Source organism: Pokkaliibacter sp. CJK22405 (genome assembly GCF_046614695.1).
In the GTDB taxonomy this organism is placed as follows: Bacteria; Pseudomonadota; Gammaproteobacteria; order Pseudomonadales; family Balneatricaceae; genus Pokkaliibacter.
Genome location: NZ_JBKKHQ010000012.1, coordinates 151,469 through 168,957, shown reverse-complemented (window position 1 = coordinate 168,957; position 17,489 = coordinate 151,469). Strand labels below are relative to the sequence as shown.

Here is a 17,489-nt window from a genome sequence, read left to right as displayed (position 1 = left end):
GACACTGGAATCCGGTTTAACTCATCAGGGAATAGGCGGTGGTCGAACAGGAATGACTTGCTTTAACTTAGAGAGATCAGGCACGAGCCAAGAGAAGCCCTATATGCGTTTTTTCTTTGCTTTCACGTCCTCTTTACACTCAAGAGAAACGATATGAATAGCCGCTTGATCTATTGAAAACTAAAGGCCCGTCTAAGACCTTCAGTCTTCATGAATAACCTGAAATACGTATGACTTAGTCAAAAGAACAAGGCAGTTTACAGGACTTTTCATCAACAACCTGGCCTGCGTTATTAATCACTAAATGCGTGAGAAATGCAGTTTCTGCTGGATAAAGTTGTTTCCCAGACCAACCCTCCTTAGGAGCATTACCATCGGGATAACGTTGAACCCATGCGACAACCGCATTATCAGCAAACTCTCCAGGATAGATGCGCACAGACTTTGTCTCTCCGGGCGCAATATCAGTAACCCAGGTCTTGTCTCCGCCTGATATCAAGGTCACCGCAGCCAGAGGCGCAGCTCCCTCTGGCGCCATAAACTCAACTTCAACGTAACTGGTTGGTCCATTATGCGTAACCAACCACCCGACTGCACAAAGTAGGAACGCTATTCCTATAAGTAGATAACGCACAAGCTAAGCTTCCTATATCACCTAAACACTGAGGCTGGTGGCGATTAATTAACGTGCTTTAAAAGTACAGGGAAGCTTGCAGGATTTTTCGCTAATAACCTGTCCATTCTGATCAACTTGAATATGGGTACGGAAAGCAGTGCCCGCAGGATAGTAGCGTGCGCCCCCCCAACCCACGTTCTTTTTAGAGCCATCAGATGTTGGATAGATGAAAAGGCTCACTTCATTACCATGAGCATTTTCAGGGTAAACCTGTGCAGTTTGTGTATCGCCTGGCTCAATATCGGTAAGTCTGGTTTTACTAGGACCAGACATGATCTCTACAGTGCGAAGTGGGTTCGTCCCTGCAGGTGCGACAAACTCGATCTCGACATAGGACACCGGCCCTGAATGACGTGTAAAAAACCAGAAAGCACATGCCGCTAGAAGAAGGCTGAAGAAGAAATATCGCTTGAACATATTTCTTAGAGCCCTGCTGAACGATAAACAATTTGACTATCGAGAATGGCATTTACCAGCATATTCACACTGATACCACCTGGAGACTTTCGATAAAGCTGAATGCCCAACTGAATACTGAGACGGTCGTTGGCACCATCAAAATCTCGAAGTTTTCCCGTCAGCGCCCCTTGGCGTGAGGGCCATGAGCCTGCTAATGAATCGCTGGCAATTTGCTCTAGCCCTGCACCATCTAAGAGCATGGCATCATTAAAACCCGATGCTGCGCCAATAAATCCATAATGAATATTTGACCAGATATCGTAAAAATAACGACGATCTTTCCAGGCATGGAATTGCTGCGATTGCGGGTCTCTCGGATGGAAGCAGTGGCTGATCACCGGTTTATGATCCCAAGTACTGTCCTGAGCTACCTTTTTTGTCCAGATCATCATAGCCGCCTCTCGACAAGTGAGGCCTTTGGCTTTGTCTTTGCTCCAGTCCCAAAACTCTCCGAATCCCCATGATTTAACTTCATGCCCGTGATTAAGAAAGTAGTCCGCAGATCGGTTGAGGTAACGCATCACCCCTACATCACGAGAACGGAGATTCGTGCGAATTTCTCTGACTATGTATTCCGCGATGGGAGTTAGCTCATCGAGAAACGGCTGACCAGCAGGATTACTGACAACCGCTGATCCACTGGGAGTTGGGCATACGTTAAGAGTTCTCATTTCACATTCCATGTATCGTTGAGAAAAGTCGGTATTAGTGTCCATTACTACCGAAACGTGAGCAGCATAGTCCAAACGCAGGAAGCACGATAGTTTTCCGCTTCAAAGCATCAAAATTATTCTTGCTCAGCGTTGAAAATATCCGCTTTTTAATCAGAAAACGACGGGTAATAATAATTTTCGTCCGGGGCTAAACGCCTGAGCCTGTTTGCAAACCGCAGCACGCTGCCAGCGTCAGCCCATCAGAAGAACATGCCGCCCGGCGGCCAGACCGTGAGAGAACCCCATGAGCCTTTCTCCTTTTCACCTCGCCATCCCTGTTTATGACCTGCCTGCGGCGCGCTCTTTCTACGGCGATATCTTTGGCCTGTCTGAAGGCCGCAGCAGCGATCACTGGGTGGATTTTGATTTCTTCGGCCACCAGCTGGTCATCCATGAGCACCCCAAAACCACCTCACAGGAAGCGGCTCACACTAATGCGGTCGATGGACACGACGTGCCCGTTCCCCACTTTGGTGTTGTGCTGGGTTGGGAAGAGTGGGAAGCACTGGCGGATCGCCTGAAAGCACGTGAGACCAAGTTCGTCATCGAACCCTATGTGCGCTTTAAAGGTCAGGTCGGTGAGCAGGCCACCATGTTCCTGTTCGACCCTTGCGGTAACGCTCTTGAGTTCAAGGCCTTCAAGGACATGAGCCAGCTGTTCGCCAAGTAAGTGAACAGGGCCTGCGCCCTATCGCGAATGATGGCCTGAAAAGGCGGTTATTCAAGGTACAAAAAACGCTGCTCCACGTGTCCGGAGCGGCGTTTTTTCTTTCTGCGCCTTACTCCTTTCCCACGCCCTATAAAAACCGCCCCGTCCCAGATTCTTGCTCGTTTGAGTAACGCTTAATCGGTTCAGCGCTGTCTCAATGATCACAATTTAATCAATTGAGGAAGCCCTACGCTCAGTTCCCCACCGAGTGCGCCATTCTTTACTACAATTATTCAGCTTGCGACCAAAGCCTTGGGAAGGAATTAACAAACCAAGCTATCGTGTCATTAGCCGTGACATTCCTGACAAACAATTCTTTTGAGGATCAGGAAGTGATCGATCTTAATAACAATTTCGTAGCTGTCTTTAATCCAGAGTTTGGCGAGGTGCCACATGCTTAGCCTGTTGCGTAAAAAAACGGATGTTCCCGACACGGCACAACTGCAACTCCAGCAGGAGCTGAAAGATACCCAGAACAAGTTCGCGGCAATCTGGAACTCCGTGGGCATGATCGAATTCACGCCGGATGGCACCATCATTACGGCCAACTCGCAGTTCCTGTCTGTGATCGGTTATTCACTCGATGAAGTGAAGGGCAGGCATCATCGTCAGTTCTGCAAACCTGAACTCAGTAAGTCTGACCGCTACCGCCAGTTCTGGCAGGATCTCGCGGCAGGCAAGCAACAGGATGGCACCTTTGAGCGCGTTGGCAAAAACGGCCAGACGCTCTATGTCGAAGCCACTTACTTTCCGGTCAAAAACGAGCAAGGCGATGTGTATAAAATCGTCAAGATTGCCTCTGACGTCACTCGCCAGCACCGCCAGTTACAGGACCAGCAGGCTATTCTGGAAGCCCTGAACCGTTCTCAGGCAGTGATCGAATTTAGCCCCGACGGCCATATTCAAAATGCCAACGAGAACTTCCTGAAGGTAATGGGCTTTAAGCTTGAGGACATCAAAGGCAAGCACCACAGCATGTTCTGCTTCCCTGAGTTCTATCAGAAGAACCCGAACTTCTGGGCGTCACTGGGCAGCGGCCAGCTCTATGCAGGGCGCTTTGACCGCAAAAATGCTCACGGCACCCGCATCTGGCTGGAGGCGACTTATAACCCCATCCGCGATGAAACAGGCAAGGTCTACAAGGTCATCAAGTTTGCCTCGGATATCACCTCACGCATGAACAAGGCGATTCAGGCTGTCGAAGCAGCAGGTGTGACGTCGGAAGAAACCGCCGTGACCGCCTCCGATGCGACCACACGCCTGAGTAAGGCGGTCGATAACTCCGAGCAGATCAGCCATCAGGTTACTCAGGCTTCGGTGCTGGGTGGTCAGCTAAGTGAGCAGTCCTCCAGCATCGTTTCCATTATGAGCACCATTCGCAGCATCGCCGACCAGACCAACCTGCTGGCGCTCAACGCCGCGATTGAGGCTGCCCGGGCCGGGGAAAGCGGCCGTGGCTTTGCCGTGGTCGCCGATGAAGTGCGTAACCTCGCCCGGCGTACCGCCGATGCCACCACCGAAATAGACCGGGTGGTCAGCGGTAATGCAGAGCTGATTGAGCAGATGTCCCAGCAGCTCTCGGGTGTCGCCGGTCTTGCCGACAGCGGTGAAAACCATATTCGCGAAGTGTCCGACGGCATTCACTTTCTTGAAGGCGCCGTCAGTGAGCTGGCGCGTATCGTTCATGAGCTGAAGCCGTAATTTGTCAGGGATGCCGTCAACCGCCAGCAGGATGCAGGGCATTATTTTGAATTATCGCAACGTCACCGGGGCGCTTTGTGAAAGCGCACCGGAAGACGCGATTCAGTGATGCCGTCAGGTGTCCCGGAGGAATAACACGCCATGGCCACTCCAACACGCGATGTCATCCTGCTGGTGGATGACCAGCCTTCCAACATCAAGGTGCTGCATGAGGCCGTCGAGTCGCTGGGCAACATTCATTTTGCGATGGATGGCCTTGATGCCCTGGAAGCCGCTCGTCGGGTCAAACCTGACCTGATGCTGCTGGATGTGCAGATGCCGGGCATGGACGGCTATGAAGTCTGCCGCACCATCAAGAATGATCCGGAACTCTGCGATACCGCCATCATCTTCGTGACGGCCTATGCCGAGTCAGAGAACGAGCTACGCGCCCTGGAATACGGCGGTGTCGATTTTCTGATGAAGCCCATCAATATTCCCATTGCCCAGGCCCGTGTGCGTACTCAGTTAAGCCTGCTGCGTGAGCGCAAGGCACTGGCGCGGGCCCGTCAGGATCTCGACGACATCATCAATAATATTCCGGGCTACGTCTCCAGCTGGACCCCCGGCATGATGAATCTCTTTAGCAACAACGCGCAGGCCCAGTGGTTTGAGCTCTCCGGTGGCGACAGCCGTGGCAAATCCCTGCATGACATTGTCGGTAATGACAACTTCGCGGCGCTTTCGCCCCAGGTGCAGCAGGTGCTTGCCGGCCACACTGTCCACACCGAGCTGCGCCTGAATACCGTTGATCGCGGTGAGCGCACCTTTGATGCCACCTTTATTCCCCGCCGGGAGAAACGTGAAATCACCAGCTGGACCATGGTGCTCAATGACATTACCGATCTGATGGAAGCGCAGGCGGCGCTACTCACGGAAAAAGAGCGCCTGCGCGTGACCTTGAGTTCTATTGCCGATGCGGTGATCGCGACCGATCTGATGGGCGCCATCACCTTTATGAACCCGGTGGCGGAAAACCTGACCGGCTGGACCCTGAGTCGCGCCGAGGGCCAGCCCATCGAAGAGGTGATGCAACTCTGTGAACCCTTGGAACCCTCACCTCTCACAAATCCTGTCTATCGCGCACTGCAAGAGGGGCGCGTCGTAGAGACTTCACTGCACACCAGCCTGCGCCGTGCCGATGGTCAGCTGATTGATATTGAAGATTCAGCCTCGCCGATTATTGACCATCAGGGCCGTCCTCTTGGGGCCATCACGGTTTTCCACGATGTCAGCGAAGCCCGTGCCCTGGCACAGAAAATGTCCAACATGGTCAACCATGACCCGCTGACCGGCCTGCCCAACCGCCTGATTCTGAAAGAGCGCGCCCGCCGTAGTCTTCAGGATGCCAAGCGCAAGCATCATCAGGTGGCGATGCTGGTTCTCGATCTGGATAACTTCAAAACCATTAATGAATCCGTTGGTCACAGCGTGGGCGACCAGATTCTCAAGGAAGTGGGGGCACGTCTGAAAAAGATGGCCCGGCCTATCGACACCATCAGCCGTCACGGCGGTGATGAGTTCATTATTCTGCTGCCCGAATTGCAGAATGAACGCGAGCTGACCGAGTTTGTGCAGCTGCTGATGGACACCCTGCGGGAACCGGTCTGGGTGCAGCAGAACCGTTACGATATTGCCGCCAGCCTTGGTATTGGCCTCTACCCCAATGACTGTGAGGATGTCGACACCCTGTATCGTCATGCCGACTCGGCCATGTATCAGGCCAAGCGTGCCGGGCGTAACCGCCATCACTACTTTGCTCCGGCGCTGGAGCAGGCCGCTGTCGCCCGCCACATGATGGAAAAAGAGCTGCGACTGGCACTGGAAGAGAAACGCTTCGAGCTGTATTACCAGGCCAAGATGAATGCCAACACCAACAAGCTGGTGGGTGTCGAGGCACTGCTGCGCCTGCATGATCGCCAGGGAAAAATGGTCTCCCCGGCGGACTTTATCCCTCTTGCCGAAGAGACCGGGCTGATCGTTCCCATTGGCCAGTGGGTGCTGGAGCAGGCCTGCCGCCACGGCGCTGAATGGCATCAGGAAGGCTACCCCATTCGTGTGGCGATTAACGTTTCAGCCGTGCAGATGCGAGAAGCAGGATTCGATCGACAGGTCGGCACGATTCTCGAGGAAACCGAAGTGCGCGCCAATCTGGTGGAGCTGGAAATCACTGAAGGGGTTCTCGCCACTCAGATTGACCGTGCCGCTGACATGCTGAGCGCCCTCAAACAAACCGGCATACAGATCTCCATGGATGACTTTGGCACCGGTTATTGCAGCCTGGCCTACCTCAAGCAGTTCCCCATTGATGTCATCAAGATTGACCAGAGCTTTGTCCGCGATGTGCTGGTCGACCCCAGCGACGATGCCATTGTGTCCGCCATTATTCGCATTGCTCAGGGCCTGAAGCTGCGCGTGGTGGCAGAAGGCGTCGAAACCGTGCAGCAGGTGAATCATCTGCTCGAGCAGGGCTGCCATATCATGCAGGGCTTTTATTACTGCCGCCCTCTGCCCTATGACAAGATGTGCGAGTTTATTCATGACCATAGCGACGTGGCGCGCCTGCCCACCGAGAACTGGTGTTTGTAGGAGTCGGGGCCATGAAACTGAAGCCTTTAAACTCTGACTACCTGAACCGCACGGTGCTGATCACCCTGCAGGCATGCCTGCTGATCACCGTGATCGTCGCGCTCACCATTCGCCATATCAATGATCTGCGCACTAACGACGCGGTAAAGGAAAAAGGTGATATTGCCTTCCATGCGGTTATTGACCGTCTGCACTTGTATGAACACGGTCTGGAATCGACCCGCGCAGCGGTGCTGGCCGGTGGCGTCGAGTATATGACCCGTGAGGATTTTAACCGCTACGGCCATACCATTAATCTGGCGGAGGACTTCCCCGGCACCCGCAGTTTTGTGTTCGTGCGCAGGGTCAGGGACCCTGACCTTGACGCCTTTGTGGAACGTACCCGCAAACTCGACTGGCCCCAGTTTGAGCTGAAAGATCTGAATGCTCACGATCATGATGAGCATTTTATCGTCCAGTACGTTACCCCCGAGGAAGACAATACCGAAGCCATCGGACTGGACATCGCCACAGAAGCCTCCCGGCGTTACGCCGCTATTCAGGCCATGGTATCCGGCGATACGCGGATCACCCGCCCTATTCAGCTGATTTCCAGTGATACCGGCTTTCGCCATTCCTTCCTGATGCTGATGCCCATCTATAAAGGGGGCGAGATACCCAGTACCACCGAGGATCGCCTCAACAAGGCCATTGGCTGGGCGATGGCACCTATTACCATCAGCGATGCATTGACCGAACAGCGTCTCGACCCGGAGCGCTTTATTCTCACCATCAGTGATGTGACCGACACCAGCTACCCCGAAGAGTTCTTTATCAACTCCAAGGAAAAAGGCTCCCACACGGATATCGAGCGCTTCGAAGTCTATGGCCGCATCTGGCGGATGACCCTCTCGGCGACCCCGGCCTTTATCGACAGCCTGCATCTTTTCTCGCCGCTCGTGGCTGGCCTGATCGGTATCTTTATTTCGCTACTCGCCTCCGCACTGGTATCGGTGCTGCTGGCTAACTATCGGAATAATCAGCGCCTGCAGATGGAGCAAACACGCCTGACCTCCATTATGGAAAGCTCTGCTGACGGCATTATCGGTAAAACCCTGGAAGGCAAAATCATCGCCTGGAACGCCGGTGCCGAGCACATCTTTGGTTTTACCCGAGAGGAAGCCATCGGCAGGTACATTGTGGATTTGCTCATACCCGACCGGCTTCGCCATGAAGAGGCCATTGTGCTGAAGCGTATTAGCAACCGGGAAACCATTACCTCCTTTGAAACCACGCGCAAACGCAAGGATGGCCGCGAGATTCCCGTATCGGTCTCCGTCGCACCCATTATTTCCGCCACGGGGCAGGTCATTGGCGCCTCAAAATCCGTGCGGGATATTTCCAAACAGAAAGCGGCCGAGTCACGCATCCGTGACCTGAATGCCAATCTGGAAAAAGAAGTGGAGCAGCGCACGGCAGAACTGGCGGACCTGAACCTGCTGATGAGCAACGTGCTCTCCGCTGCCTCTGAGTTCTCCATTATTGCCACAGACAAAAGCGGCGTGATTCGCGTCTTCAACCGTGGGGCAGAAATTCTGCTGGGCTATTCCCCGGAGGAGATCGTCGGCAAAACCACACCAAAAATCTTCCATGTGCGGGATGAAGTCGAAGCCCGCGCGGCAGAGCTGTCGGCGGAGATTGGCCGCGAAGTGAATGGCTTCGAGGTCTTTACCTATAACCCGATTAGCACAGGCGCCGAATACCGGGAGTGGACCTTTATCCGTAAGGATGGCTCCCAGGTCCCGGTCACGCTGGTCGTCACCGCCATGCGGGATGATGCGGGCGATATCATCGGCTTCCTCGGCATTTCCACCGACATTACCGAAAGCAAGCGCGCGGCGGCAGACCTCAATGCCGCTCAGGAAAAACTGATGGCCACCTCCGACACGCTGCTGATGGCATCGAAAACGGCGGAGCTGGGTATCTGGACCTGGCATTTAGAAGACCAGCATCTGGAGTGGAACGACAAAATGTATGAGCTGTACCAGCAGCCGATTTCTCTGGCCGAGGGCGGCTTATCCTTTCATCACTGGTCATCCCGTTTGCATCCGGATGACGTGGATATGGCCATCGAGCGATTGCACCAAGCCATACGCGGTGAAAGCGAATACGACCCGACCTTCCGCCTGGTGCTGGATAATGGCGATATTCGCTACATTCAGGCGGGCGCTTACGTCGAACATGATGCCGACGGCAAACCGGTCAAAGTGACCGGAATTAACCGCGATGTCACCGATGACCGTGAGCTGAAACAACGGCTGATTAAAGCCAAGGAAATTGCTGATGCCGCCAACGAGGCGAAATCCCTGTTCCTGGCGAACATGAGCCATGAGATCCGCACTCCCATGAATGCGGTGCTCGGCATGCTGGAGCTGCTGCTAAAAACCAGTCTGGAAGATCGCCAGTTCGGCTATGCCAATAAAGCCAAGATGGCGGCAACCTCGTTGCTCAGCCTTCTCAATGACATTCTCGACTACTCGAAAATTGACGCAGGCAAGCTTGAGCTTGATCCACACTCCTTTGATATCAATGCGCTGATGGAGCACCTCGGGGTGGTGATGTCCGGCAATCTGCGCGGCAAATCCATCGAGCTGCTGTTTGATATGGACGAGCAGTTGCCCCAGTTCCTGATCGGCGATCAGCTGCGTCTGCAACAGGTACTGATCAACCTCTCCAGCAATGCCATCAAGTTCACCTCCGAAGGTGAAGTCACGGTACGCATTACCTGTCAGAACATTGAGAACGGCATCGCTGAAATTGACTTCAGCATCATCGATACCGGCATTGGCATCAGCCCGGATCAGCAGGAGCGTATTTTTGAAGGCTTCACTCAGGCGGAAGCCTCGACCACCCGACGCTACGGCGGCACCGGCCTTGGTCTGGTGATCAGCAAGCGCCTGATTGAACTCATGGGCGGCGAACTGAAGCTGGATAGCCATGTGGGGCGCGGCAGCCACTTCCACTTCACTCTGCGCCTGCCATTGGATACCTCTCGCGAATGGCACTCTCCCCATCTGACACTGGCGCAACCTCCGCGCATTCTGGTGGTGGATTATCACCGCGCCTCGCGTGAGCTGTTGGCACGCCAGCTCAACCATATCAATGGTTTTGTGCTGACAGCCCAAACCGCCGAGCAGGCGCTGCAGCATATGAGTCAGTGCGGGCCGATGAATACCCTGTGCTTTGATCTGATCCTGCTGGACTGGCCCATGCCAGATACCGACATGCCAGCGCTGGTTCGTCAGCTGAAAAACAGCTGCACCAACCCGAATATGCAATTGCTACTGCTGTGCAGTGCCACCGAAATGGAGCTGCCCCACGCCTCGAAGGACCTGCCTTTTGATGGCGTGCTAAGCCGTCCGGTCACGCCGCTTCGTCTGGTGCAAACGCTGGAAGCCGTGCTGACTCACCAGCCCATGCCGGATGTACTGACCGACATCGGCCATGAAGAAGAGGCCACCGGCGAGCATCACGGCCCCCTTGCCGGCCTGCATCTGTTGCTGGTGGAAGACAACCTCTTTAATCAGGAAGTGGCTTATGAACTCCTGACTCAGGAAGGCGCCAAAGTGGACGTCGCTCCCGGCGGTCTCGAAGGGGTCAATCAGGTGCTGGAGCGTCAGCGCCCCTATGATCTGGTGCTGATGGATATGCAAATGCCTGACATTGACGGTCTGGAAGCGACCCGCCGCATTCGTGCTGATAGCAGGTTTACCCATCTTCCCATTATCGCCATGACGGCCAATGTCAGCCCAAGCGATCAGGAACGCTGTCTGGAAGCCGGGATGAATGCGCACCTGGGTAAACCGCTGGATATGCCACGGGTGATCGAGACCATTCTGGAATACACCCGCGCTAACGACGAGGACAGCTCGAAAGTGATCCCGGTCAATCAGGAAAACCTTGCCGCCGCCGATACTAAAGAACAGGCGCAGCTCGCTACGCCCGAGGCCGATGAAGAGAACACTGACGAAAGTGATATTCAGGTGATGAGCAGCGAAGAAGCGATGGTCGACCTGATGCGCCGTTTCGCTGGCAACGAGAAACTGTGCCGCAAGGTGATTGTCGGCCTGGTGCCCTCACTGCAACCGATTCTGAATGACCTTCGTCGCCAGTTTGAAACCCAGGATTGGGAAGGCGCGCGCGCCAGTGCCCATACCATGAAAGGCACCGCCGGAACCGCAGGCTACATGCGTCTGCATCATCAGCTGGCCCAGCTGGAGAAGCGCCTGCGCCAGGAACCGGTCGAAGCCCGGCAGTTCTCCACCGCACTGGTGGGTCGCCTGCAGGGGCAAGCCGAGCAAGAACAACAGATGCTGATAGCCCTGTTGAAAGAGGAAGAAACCGCGACCCAGGCCACAGCCGAAGTCCCAACGCAGGATCTGCAGGCGAAGATGCAGGCCGCTGCCCAGTACCTGCAAAGTGGCAACCTCAAAGCGCTGGATATCATTGAGGAAATCCATCGCGCCCTGAGCCTGCGTACTGAGTTTGACCAGACTCTGGCCTCGCTGATGGAAGCGGCCGAGAACCTGGAGTTTGATGCGGCTCAGTCGCAGTTAATGGACCTGATGGAGAGACTCTGATGCTGAATACACTGCACGATACCCTGCAGCGCTCAGGACACCGGCCTCGCATCCTGATTGTGGATGACCAGCCCATTAACATCCGCGCGCTGAATGAGGTCTTCAAGGAAGACTGCGACATTCTGATGGCCACCAAGGGCGAACAGGCGCTGGAACAGGCCCGTTCCCAGCAGCCGGATATCATTCTGCTGGATATTGTGATGCCCGGCATGGATGGCCATGAAGTCTGTCGCCAGCTCAAGGCCGACCCTTCCACCGAGAACATTCCGGTGATCTTCGTCACCTCACAAAACGATGACAACGATGAAGCCTTCGGTTTTGAGATCGGCGCCGTCGACTTTATCTCCAAGCCCATCAACCCGGTGATTGTGCGTGCCCGGGTTCGCACCCAGCTCGCCCTTAAACTGCAATATGACTTTGCTCGCAATATGGCGCTGCTGGACGGCCTGACCGGCATCGCCAATCGCCGCCGCTTTGATGAAGACCTGATTGCCGACTGGCGTTTGTGCCTGCGGGAAGAGCGCCCCATGACCATGCTGCTGATCGATGTCGACTACTTCAAACGCTACAACGATCACTATGGCCATCAGGCGGGTGATGAGTGTCTGCGCATGGTGGCCAAGGGCCTGCAGGGCATCCTGCGTCGTCCCAGTGATCTTCTGAGCCGCTACGGCGGTGAGGAGTTCGCCTGCCTGCTGCCCTTTACTGATCTGGTCGGCGGCGAGGGTCGGGCTGAAGCCATGTTAAAAGCCGTTCAGGACTTGAAAATCCCCCATGCGCTGTCAGATGCCTCTGACTATGTCAGCATCAGCATTGGTGTGGCCTGCGTGATTCCCTGCAATGATCAGCAGCCTAAATCACTGATCAAACAGGCAGATGAGGCGCTGTATCAAAGCAAGGCCGAAGGTCGTGCGCGCTTCTCCAGTTACGCAGGCATTGACCAAAGCCATCCGAGTCACCCAACCGGCAGCGTTGAAGCCAGTCAGGAAAAGGCGCACTGACCGGCGAAGAGTCCAGCGCCCCCCACCGCCGGGCGCGATAGTGCTTTGTTATACTGCGCGCCTTGAGGCTCTTTCGGGCTTATTTTTAGGCAACACGGTGATTGCATACGCACCACCGCCACAGGACAGACAACGGCTTATGACACTTCAGGTCAGTATTGAAGACATCACCCCAGGTACCGGCAAAACCGCCAAACGCGGCTCCTTGATTACCGCGCATTACCGGGGTTTTCTGGATGATGGCCACGAGTTTGACTCCTCGTTTTCGCGCAACACGCCGTTCCAGTGTGTACTGAGCAACAAGCGGGTTATTCAGGGCTGGGTCGATGGTGTGCAAGGGATGCAGGAAGGCGGCAAACGCAGGCTGCACGTGCCAGCAGCCCTGGCCTACGGGGAACGCGGCATGGGTGATAAAGTGCCCGCCAATGCCAATCTGACCTTTGAAATTGAGCTTTTGGAAGTACTTAATCGCGACGATTAATTCACCCAAGACGCGAAGATTGAACCAACTGGTCAAACTCATGAGTCCGGCAAGGAACTGCTGCGAAACTCCAGACACATAAAGGATAACAATGCCGCCCGAAGGTCATTTAAACGACCTTTGGGCTCTTTCGGTGGGACATCCCAAAAGACTGGCAGCGCAGCTTTAAGGTACCGGTAATGGGACTAAATATCAGATCCGGCTTCAACGCCCAATTAAACCAGATCACGCAAGGTCTGGGGGATAAGCTCAATCGTCTGCAGGATGTCCTCCGCCACGAAATCTCCGCGGCCATGCCGCATTCAGTGCCCCAGGGTTTTGCCGGTTCCCCCGGTTCGCCACAGCTGCCGCCGCCGATGCGCCCCCAGTCCTACTCGCCTTATCAGAGCCAGCTGGCGATGAATGGCATGCAGATGCCAAGCGCCTACGCGAAACCCCAGCAGGGCGGACCACAGCAGTCACAGGGACAAGCTCTGCAGCAGGGAGCGCCCAACCGTTACGGCTCTCCCATTCAGCAGACGCTGCAGCAATCGCGCTTTGATCAGCAGTCGCCTCAGGCGCAACGTCCTGCGGGGGATCAGCGTCCGCCGTTGCCGGCCCGAAACCAGCATCAGAGTTCACCGAATCTCGGCACTCAGGCGCGTCCACAGATGGGCGCACGTCCCAACAGCACCGGTAATGTCTATCAGCGCCCGAGCAATCCTGATGCGCTAAACGATATGAATATTCCCACCAAGACCCATGTTCTGGTGGAAGAGCCAGCAGCACAAAGCACCCGGCCACAACAGCGCCCTCAGGATGGCGGCCCACGTCCACAGTCCGCACCTCAGCGTCCGCGCCCTCAAAGCATGAATAGCCAGAGCGCGCAGACCAATGGCGCGACAACCCGGCCTTATCAGCGCCCAGCCAATCCGGATGCACTGGTGCTGAATACGGCGCAAACCTCGTATGAGCTGGTGGAAGATCACGCACCGCAACAACAACGTCCGCAGCAGCGTCCACAAGGCGGCCCTCAGGCGCGTCCGAACTCGGCACCCCAGCGTCCACGCCCGCAGAGCATGAACAGCCAGAATGCTCAGACCAACAGTGCTACGACCCGCCCCTATCAGCAGCATTCCAATCCGGATGCGTTGCCGATGAATACCGTACAAACCTCGTATGAGCTGGTGGAAGATCACGCGCCGCAGCAACAGCGCCCTCAACAGCAGCGTCCGCAACAGGCACGTCCACAGCATACGCATCACAGCCACTCTCATCAGGGCAGCCGTCCGACCAGCACCGCGTCCTCCCATGAAGACATGCCTGACTTCTCACAGATTCAGACATCGGCCGATGAGCTGCACATGGGCTCAGGCAATGTCGACAATGAGCCTAAGTACACGGCACATAACCACATTGAGCAGGATCAGATCGCCTCACCGCGTCCACAGCGCTTTACCAAGCCTCAGCAGTCAGAGCTGTTAAAGCAGCAGGAAAATGAAGGCTATGTGACGGATCCCAAGTTCTACGCACCGACACCGCAGCCCGGTGAAATGCGTCCGCAGCAAGGTGCGGATGCCTCAACGATTACCCAGCAGGATCAGGATGACCTGGCCCAGGCACTGGCCGAGTTTGGCCTGCCACAAGGCAAGTCCAGCTTTACGGTGACTGCGGATGACTTCCGCCCTCAGAATCAGCAGGCAGGCAACCACAGCCCTACCTCTTCTGAAAGCTCTGATAACAAGTTCAGCACCGACATGAAGGCCTTTGCCGCACAGCACGGCGCCGTGGATATGAGCGGTCTGCATGAAACCAGCGCAGCCAGTGAAGTGAAGCGTCCCGACTCAGGTTTTAAAGGTAATCAGTTCCCGCTGACAGCGAAGATGGACAGCCGTTACCAGAACGAACATATCGCCGGACGTCATAACAACTTTTCTGCTGACTTTGGTCTCTCTGCCCGCGTTCAGTACCTGAACCCGAAAGAGCGGGAGCACTTCGAGCTGCACATCAAGGATGGCCTGATCTATAACAATCAGGGCAAGCTCTTTGATACCAATGGCTTTAACACCCCCGCCGGCGGCGCAGGTGGTATCTTCGTTATCGACCCCTCCAACGGCAAACTCTACGGCACCGCTGACCACGAAAACGGCCGTTTCCAGCACTCCAGCTTCCTGGCCGGTGGTGATGTGGGTGGCGCCGGTGAGTTCATCGTCAGTAATGGCCGTCTGCAGGAAATGTCCCGCGTGAGCGGACATTACAAGCCCAGCGTCGATATGCTGAACCAGACCGTCCAGCACCTGAAGGATCAGGGTCTGGATATGTCCAGCGCGCTGGTCGATAAAGAAATCATGTCCCCAGAGCTTGCAGACGTCGCAAAAGATTTTCTCAAAGAACTTTGAGAGGTAAGCTCTCTGGAAGTGCTTTGGCAATCGGAACATCAAGATGTCTTTTAACGCATTCTCAACGCTCATCGATCGCTTCTGCGAAGGCATCGGTATTGCCGACAGTGAACCTTTCAAGAAAGGGGACAGCTTTGATATCGGTGGCGTGATTGTTAATCTGGCCTACAGTCAGGATCGCCACCCGGACACCCTCTTTATTTACGTTGCCTTCGGCACCCTGCCGGAAGGCCGTGAACTGGCGGCCATGGCGGCATTGCTTGAGCAGAACTACCTGAGCCACGATGGTCACAGCCATGTGTTTGGCTGCCTGTCAGATCATAAAAATGTCGTGCTCACCGACACCCTGCCACTGCCGACGCTTGATGAGAAAACCCTGCTGGAACATTTGAACCGTCTGGTGGATGAAGCCCTCGACTGGCGCAAGCATTACTTCCTGAGTAACCAGCCGACAGCGGCAGCACCTGCGCCGAAAGTTCAGGTTTCTCAGGGCCCGGCGCCCTCGCCCGCTGCAACCCCCAAGCGCCCTGCAGCAGAACCGGCCCAGCCTCAGAAAATTCGCAGTGCCGAGCCACAAAATGCCCGCAGCCTGCTGGAGCAGAAGCTGCGTAACCTGTAAAAGTTAATGGATGCCGCAGAAAGCTCATCCGTTTTCGCGCCACAGAATGCAAAAAGGCCAGCAAATGCTGGCCTTTCTTATGGAAAAGCGTTCGAGGCTATTTGATCTGATCCGAGAACTGCGACACTGCAGCCACCACCTTGCGAGCTTCGTTTTCAATCTCGTGAATCACATCACGGGCCTGCGCCACCAGATGCACGACATCTTCCGCCTGCTTCTTGCTGGACTCGATAATCGATACTGCACTGGCGGTCAGCGCCTGATTCTGCCCCACCACTGAGACGATCTCTTCGGTAGCCGAGCTGGTACGGGATGCCAACTGGCGTACTTCATCGGCCACCACCGCAAAACCACGACCCTGTTCACCGGCACGAGCGGCTTCAATGGCAGCGTTCAATGCCAACAGGTTCGTCTGGTCAGCAATGCTGCTGATGCTTTGAATAATGCTGCTGATCTGCTGAGACTGCTGCTCAAGGTCACTGATACTTTTCGAGGCGATAGACATCTGGTCCGACAGTTTTTGCATCACTGCCGTGGTTTCCCGCATCACATCCATACCGCGCTTGGCACTGGCATCGGTCTCATGGGATATCTCATACGCTACTGTGGCGGCTTGTGATACCGCCAACTCCTGCTCCACCTGATCGGTAATTACCGTGGCGAACTTCACCACCTTGTAAAAGTGACCGCGAGAGTTGGCGATGGGGTTATAACTCGCCTCAAGCCAGACGGTATTGCCATAGCGATCAACCCGCTTGAAACGGTCCGCCACGAACTGGCCATCCCGCAGTTTGCGCCAGAAAGCCTCATAGGCCGGGTTTTCATAGACTTCCGGCTCGCAGAACATCTTGTGATGCTTGCCCTTGATGTCGTTCAGGGAGTAACCCATGGCTTTCAGGAACAGCGGGTTGGCATCCAGCACCAGCCCCTGCATATCAAACTCGATCACCGCAGTAGAACGCTGCAATGCCTTGATCATGTTTTCATGCTCAAGGGAGTTTTCGATAGTGCGGGTAAGGTTGTTACCGATGACAAACATCTCGACCAGTTTGCCATCACTGGTTCTTACAGGATGAATAATACAGCGAATCCAGAAGCGCTGATCACGGGCATTAGACGCCTGAACCGCACCGATCCAGTGAGTACCACTTTTAAGAGCCTCAACCATTTTCTGGTAATGAATGGTATTACGCAGGTCGGAAGGCACCAGTTCAGCAAAACGTTTACCTTCCAGCTCTTCCTTACCTACTCGCATTTCGTTTTCGAAATGCGAGTTACTAAAAATGATCTTGCCCTGGGGGTCCAGGGTCATCACCATCATCTCTTCACGTATTCCGTCACGCACCTGCAAGAAGGCACCGAGCTCTTCTTTCAGAATGGCATTTTCCCTGCGAACCTTGGCTCCAAACATGTACAGCACTCCTGCGGTGACTGGCTCTATTTCTTATAGACGAAAGCGTAACTAACCTCCAGTCATTCATAGAGTTCAGTCACTCCAGACCCCA

The 17,489-nt window shown here is 55.0% G+C and carries 11 protein-coding genes and 1 pseudogene; 8 read left to right on the top strand and 4 right to left on the bottom strand.

Going from position 1 to position 17,489, the window contains the following annotated elements:
- Positions 1–235: 235 nt before the first annotated feature.
- Genes ACKC9G_RS08010 through ACKC9G_RS08000 form a run of 3 tightly spaced genes read right to left on the bottom strand, consistent with a single transcriptional unit; the run spans position 236 to position 1,806 of the window.
- Positions 236–634: a hypothetical protein gene (locus ACKC9G_RS08010; RefSeq protein WP_411404418.1), complete on the bottom strand. Its 399-nt coding sequence runs from the start codon at positions 632–634 to the stop codon at positions 236–238.
- A 48-nt stretch (positions 635–682) separates the two neighbouring features.
- Positions 683–1,093, bottom strand: coding sequence for a hypothetical protein (locus ACKC9G_RS08005; RefSeq protein WP_411404417.1), 411 nt, complete (start codon positions 1,091–1,093; stop codon positions 683–685).
- Positions 1,094–1,098: 5 nt separating this feature from the next.
- Entirely contained in the window at positions 1,099–1,806 is a 708-nt protein-coding gene (locus ACKC9G_RS08000) for a polymorphic toxin type 44 domain-containing protein (protein ID WP_411404416.1), read from the bottom strand.
- A gap of 286 nt (positions 1,807–2,092) precedes the next feature.
- On the opposite strand from ACKC9G_RS08000, the gene ACKC9G_RS07995 reads away from it, so the two are divergent.
- The 8 genes and pseudogenes from ACKC9G_RS07995 (at position 2,093) to ACKC9G_RS07960 (ending at position 15,984) form a co-directional block, all read left to right on the top strand.
- Positions 2,093–2,518, top strand: a complete 426-nt coding sequence (locus tag ACKC9G_RS07995) for a VOC family protein (RefSeq protein ID WP_411404415.1) — start codon at positions 2,093–2,095, stop codon at positions 2,516–2,518.
- Positions 2,519–3,037: 519 nt separating this feature from the next.
- Positions 3,038–4,189 (top strand): annotated as a pseudogene (locus ACKC9G_RS07990) (PAS domain S-box protein); the annotation flags it as partial.
- A 210-nt stretch (positions 4,190–4,399) separates the two neighbouring features.
- Positions 4,400–6,886 carry an EAL domain-containing protein gene (locus ACKC9G_RS07985; RefSeq protein ID WP_411404414.1) on the top strand — a complete coding sequence of 829 codons (2,487 nt, stop codon included), beginning with the start codon at positions 4,400–4,402 and terminating at the stop codon, positions 6,884–6,886.
- Positions 6,887–6,897: 11 nt separating this feature from the next.
- Positions 6,898–11,505: a PAS domain S-box protein gene (locus ACKC9G_RS07980; protein WP_411404413.1), complete on the top strand. Its 4,608-nt coding sequence runs from the start codon at positions 6,898–6,900 to the stop codon at positions 11,503–11,505.
- Positions 11,505–12,506 (top strand): diguanylate cyclase domain-containing protein, encoded by a 1,002-nt coding sequence (locus ACKC9G_RS07975; RefSeq protein WP_411404412.1) that lies wholly within the window; start codon positions 11,505–11,507, stop codon positions 12,504–12,506. The genes ACKC9G_RS07980 and ACKC9G_RS07975 overlap by 1 nt, the downstream gene beginning before the upstream one ends.
- Positions 12,507–12,645: 139 nt before the next feature.
- On the top strand, positions 12,646–12,987 hold the full coding sequence (locus ACKC9G_RS07970; RefSeq protein ID WP_411404411.1) for an FKBP-type peptidyl-prolyl cis-trans isomerase: 342 nt from the start codon (positions 12,646–12,648) through the stop codon (positions 12,985–12,987).
- 179 nt (positions 12,988–13,166) lie between these two features.
- A complete protein-coding gene (locus tag ACKC9G_RS07965) occupies positions 13,167–15,365 on the top strand; it encodes a hypothetical protein (RefSeq protein ID WP_411404410.1) in 2,199 nt (732 codons plus the stop codon).
- A gap of 43 nt (positions 15,366–15,408) precedes the next feature.
- On the top strand, positions 15,409–15,984 hold the full coding sequence (locus ACKC9G_RS07960) for a CesT family type III secretion system chaperone (protein ID WP_411404409.1): 576 nt from the start codon (positions 15,409–15,411) through the stop codon (positions 15,982–15,984).
- A 97-nt stretch (positions 15,985–16,081) separates the two neighbouring features.
- Here the strand turns inward: ACKC9G_RS07960 and ACKC9G_RS07955 are convergent, their stop codons facing one another.
- Positions 16,082–17,395: a methyl-accepting chemotaxis protein gene (locus ACKC9G_RS07955; RefSeq protein WP_411404408.1), complete on the bottom strand. Its 1,314-nt coding sequence runs from the start codon at positions 17,393–17,395 to the stop codon at positions 16,082–16,084.
- Between the last annotated feature and the right edge of the window lie 94 nt (positions 17,396–17,489).

What these genes read in the sequence shown, in the direction of transcription:
- ACKC9G_RS07975 (WP_411404412.1), top strand. Translation starts at nt 11,505, where the DNA reads ATGCTGAATACACTGCACGATACCCTGCAGCGCTCAGGACACCGGCCT.
- ACKC9G_RS07985 (WP_411404414.1), top strand. Translation starts at nt 4,400, where the DNA reads ATGGCCACTCCAACACGCGATGTCATCCTGCTGGTGGATGACCAGCCT.
- ACKC9G_RS08000 (WP_411404416.1), bottom strand. Translation starts at nt 1,806, where the DNA reads ATGAGAACTCTTAACGTATGCCCAACTCCCAGTGGATCAGCGGTTGTC.
- ACKC9G_RS07970 (WP_411404411.1), top strand. Translation starts at nt 12,646, where the DNA reads ATGACACTTCAGGTCAGTATTGAAGACATCACCCCAGGTACCGGCAAA.
- ACKC9G_RS07980 (WP_411404413.1), top strand. Translation starts at nt 6,898, where the DNA reads ATGAAACTGAAGCCTTTAAACTCTGACTACCTGAACCGCACGGTGCTG.
- ACKC9G_RS07960 (WP_411404409.1), top strand. Translation starts at nt 15,409, where the DNA reads ATGTCTTTTAACGCATTCTCAACGCTCATCGATCGCTTCTGCGAAGGC.
- ACKC9G_RS07965 (WP_411404410.1), top strand. Translation starts at nt 13,167, where the DNA reads ATGGGACTAAATATCAGATCCGGCTTCAACGCCCAATTAAACCAGATC.
- ACKC9G_RS07955 (WP_411404408.1), bottom strand. Translation starts at nt 17,395, where the DNA reads ATGTTTGGAGCCAAGGTTCGCAGGGAAAATGCCATTCTGAAAGAAGAG.
- ACKC9G_RS07995 (WP_411404415.1), top strand. Translation starts at nt 2,093, where the DNA reads ATGAGCCTTTCTCCTTTTCACCTCGCCATCCCTGTTTATGACCTGCCT.
- ACKC9G_RS08005 (WP_411404417.1), bottom strand. Translation starts at nt 1,093, where the DNA reads ATGTTCAAGCGATATTTCTTCTTCAGCCTTCTTCTAGCGGCATGTGCT.